At 71.4% G+C, this 3,438-nt stretch carries 3 protein-coding genes and 1 pseudogene; 1 reads left to right on the plus strand and 3 read right to left on the minus strand.

Going from position 1 to position 3,438, the window contains the following annotated elements; translation table 11 throughout:
* A pseudogene (locus tag RBH18_RS43420) lies at window positions 1-863 on the minus strand (efflux transporter periplasmic adaptor subunit); the annotation flags it as partial.
* 238 nt (window positions 864-1,101) lie between these two features.
* Here RBH18_RS43420 and RBH18_RS43425 point away from each other — a divergent pair.
* Window positions 1,102-1,299 (plus strand): hypothetical protein, encoded by a 198-nt coding sequence (locus RBH18_RS43425; RefSeq protein WP_306216362.1) that lies wholly within the window; start codon window positions 1,102-1,104, stop codon window positions 1,297-1,299.
* Between the two features lie 224 nt (window positions 1,300-1,523).
* On the opposite strand, the gene RBH18_RS43430 is transcribed toward RBH18_RS43425, so the two are convergent.
* Window positions 1,524-2,270, minus strand: coding sequence for a L,D-transpeptidase family protein (locus RBH18_RS43430; RefSeq protein ID WP_306216363.1), 747 nt, complete (start codon window positions 2,268-2,270; stop codon window positions 1,524-1,526).
* A 109-nt stretch (window positions 2,271-2,379) separates the two neighbouring features.
* Complete coding sequence (locus tag RBH18_RS43435) at window positions 2,380-3,231, minus strand: CAP domain-containing protein (RefSeq protein WP_306216364.1); 852 nt, start codon at window positions 3,229-3,231, stop codon at window positions 2,380-2,382.
* Window positions 3,232-3,438: the final 207 nt, after the last annotated feature.

Consider the following 3,438-nt stretch of genomic DNA (forward strand, 5'->3'; position numbering starts at 1 on the left):
CCGAGCGCGCTCGTGTCGACGACGGTCAGGATCGGCGTGCCGACCCCCACGGGCGCGCCCACCGGCAGCGCCTCGCTCACCCCCGACACGGGCCCGCTGTCGCCGGTGGGCAATGCGGCGGCCCCGGTCGGCAGCAGGTCGGTCAGGGCCGGTGCGGCCGCCGTCCCGCCGCCCCCGAGCTGCACCACGCCGCCCACGGGAGCCCGCAGGGTGAGGGCGTCCACGGCCGCTTCCGCCAGGTCGTACGCCTGCTGTGCCTGGACCCGCTGCGCCGCCCCGAGCGCCGCCACCGCCTCGCCCACGCTCGCGACGCCGCGCTGCAGCGACCGTACGGTCTCCGCAGCCGCCGTGGAAGCCGCCAGATACTGCTCCCGGGCCGCGTCGAGCTGCGCCGTCAGGGCCTTCGCCACGGCCGGATCGGTGACTTCGGCGGCGTGTTCGCGGGCGGCGGCGAAGGCCTGCTCCGCCTTCGAGTCGGTGCTGACGCGGACGGCATCGAAGTCCACCGCCCCGCCGCCGACCGCCCCGCCGCCGGTGGAGGTGGCGTCGAGGGCTTCCGCGGCGGCGGCGAAGCGCTGCTCGGTCGCCGGGGAGTCGATGACCGCGACGACCTGGCCCTTGCGCACCCGGCCGCCGGGCTCGGTGCGCAGCGCGGCGAGGGTGCCTTCGGCGGGTGACGTGACCGTCCCGGCGGCTCGGGCGGTGACCGCCCCGGATGCCTCGACGACCTCGGTGACGGTGCCGCGGGCGGCCTGCCCGAGCGCGATGCCCGACGGCTCGTCGGTACAGGAGGCTGCCGTCAGCGGCGGTAGCAGGAGGCACGCGGCGAGCACCACCGCCGCCCGCCGGGGGGTCGGGACCACGACGTCACTCTATGCCACGGTTCCGCAACGCAAAGACCACAGATCGCCGCGAACGCTGCCGATTGCTATCACTATCGGACAGCTGCGGAAGGGATCTAGACAGATACATCGGTCGGTGACATGTTCTTGACGGCGAGTGTTGCACCAAGGTGCCACGCTGGCCGAAAGGTCATTTTCAGACGTCACGATGAACCGCGTGGCCCCCGGGCCCGTAACCGCGTACGTGAAGGGAAGTGACATGCCCACAATGCAGCGCGCCGACGAGCTGACGGTCGTGCACCACGACGACACCATCAGCAGGTTCACCGACGTGACCTACTCCCTGAGCCGCGAGGGCCTGCGGGTGATCACCGCGACGGGCGACGAGAAGGCCTTCCCCTGCCACGACATCCTGACCACGCACGTCCGCTACGCCCACGACAGCCTGGCCGCCTAGGGAGCACCCGCCGCCCACAGGCAACAACGCCGCAGCAAGCGGACAAAACGCGCAAGCAGACCGGCGCACGCACGCAAGCGCACAACACGCGCAAGCGCACAACACGCGCAAGCGCACAACACGCGCAAGCGCACAACACGCGCAAGCGCACAACACGCGCAAGCGCACAACGGCCCGCCGGCGTCAGACGCCGACGGGCCGCCCGAAGGAGACAGCGAAGCGGATCAGGTCCCCGGCCGCCGCCCGTAGACCTTCACCGTCGAGCCGATCTTGCCGATGCCGTACCACGCCTTGGCGTCCGACGGGAGCATGTTGATGCAACCGTGCGAGCCGCGCCACCCGTCGTGAATGTACGTCGTGGTCTGGTGGAAGCCGATGCCGCCAACGAAGCGCTGCCAGTAGGGCATCCACACCTTGTAGGGGTTCGACCATTCCTTCTTGGTGCGCTTATTGATCTTGAAGGTGCCGGTCGGGGTGCGGTAGCCCTCCATGCCGCTGCGGATCACCGTCGGCTTCTTGAGGACCTTGCCGTTCTTCATGACGAAGGTGGTCTGCTGCGTCAGGCTCACGCAGAACGTGATGCCCTTCTTCTTCGCCTTGCAGGCCTTGGTGTTCGTCGAGGCGAGGCGCTTGGCCACGCTGTAGGTCGTGGGTCCGGCGAGGCCCGCGGCGGGCTTGATGCCGTACCTCTGCTGGAATTTCTTGATGGCCTTGCAGTCGGCGGCGGACTGCTTGCCGTCGACCTTGACGGCGCCGAATCCCCCCAGCTTCTTGAGGTAGCCCTCGACCTGCTTCTGGTACTTGCCCTTCGCGCACGAGGCCGCGGCGGCCTTCGTGACGACGACGGCGGCCACCGGCGCGGCCGTGACCACGGGTGCGGCGCTGGCCGCCCCCGTCGACACGACCGCGCCCAGGCCGCCGCCGACCGCGCATGCCGTCAGGACGGCGGCGATTCGCCGGGAAAACCCCACAATGCTCCTCCCCAGGAACCCGGAAGACGTGTCTCGATATAGAAACACACCGAAGCGGGGAGGAAGATCGGGAAGTTGACTGGTGGCACGAAGCCGGGAGGTCCGATCGTCACTGCGGGGTGGCGAAGTCCTGCACCCAGTAGGGGGTGCGGTCCGGCGCGAAGGCCAGGCCCAGGCCGACCTGCTGCAGCTTGCAGTCCATGATGTTCTCGCGGTGCTCGGGGCTGTTCATCCAGCCCTTGACCACCTCGTAGACGCTGTCCTGGCCGCGGGCGATGTTCTCGCCGTAGCGCTTCCAGCGGTAGCCGGCGTCCTCGACGCGCTCGCCCGCCATGTCGCCGTTGGGGCTCTCGTGGGCGAAGTAGCCCCGGCGCGCCATGTCGGCGGCGTGCTCGTTGGCCGCCCGGATCAGGCGCCGGTCCGCGCTGACGCCCCCGCAGCCGCCGTCGCGCCGGTTCTGGTTGACGAGTTCGAGGGCCTGGCGCTGGACGTCGCCGCGCGGGTCGGACGACAGCGCCTGGCTGGTGGTCACGTCGCGGCGGGCGGCGGCGGTGAGCGACCCGGCGCCGGGCTCGGCCTGCGCAGCGGCGGCGCGCTGCGGCTGCTGCTGGGCCGGGCGCTGGAACGCGGCCGGCCGCTGCGGGCGCTCGAGGGCGGCAGGACGGGTCGGTGCGGCCGACGAGGGCGAGGGAGAGGGCGAGGCGGATCTCGCGGGTGCGGGACCCCCGGGCCGCTTCGGGGTGGAAGTCTCGGTGGGCGCAGGCTCGTCCCCCAGGGCGGGAGTCGGATCGAGGTCGTCCGCGGGCAGCTCCGGCAGGTCCGGTACGTCGTCCATGGCACCGGCCGCGGGGATCGCCGGCAGGTCCGGGGCGGTCTCCGCACCGGCCGTGGTGGCGACCATGACTCCGCCGGCCAGCACCGCCGACACTGCGACGGCCACGACGACAGCGGGCTTGCGCATGCCGTTGTTCCCTTCGTTGTTCTCCTCGGCGGCACGCCACGCGCCACCCTTCGCCGGGGACCAACGCGGCGGACCCGGCGGGGTGACTCCTGGATCATGGGCGGCGCCCCGGCCGGAACGCCGGTAAAATGCGCGCTGACCTGGACAAACTCCGAAAGGGACGACGCACAGTCGCACCGGCGGAGGGGCCGCTTCATCCGTACGGGG

Origin of the sequence: Actinoplanes oryzae, from assembly GCF_030757795.1 — a bacterium.
GTDB lineage: Bacteria > Actinomycetota > Actinomycetes > Mycobacteriales > Micromonosporaceae > Actinoplanes.

Excerpts from the sequence above, each read along its gene's own strand:
- RBH18_RS43435 (WP_306216364.1), bottom strand. The coding sequence starts at position 3,231 with ATGCGCAAGCCCGCTGTCGTCGTGGCCGTCGCAGTGTCGGCGGTGCTG.
- RBH18_RS43425 (WP_306216362.1), top strand. The coding sequence starts at position 1,102 with ATGCCCACAATGCAGCGCGCCGACGAGCTGACGGTCGTGCACCACGAC.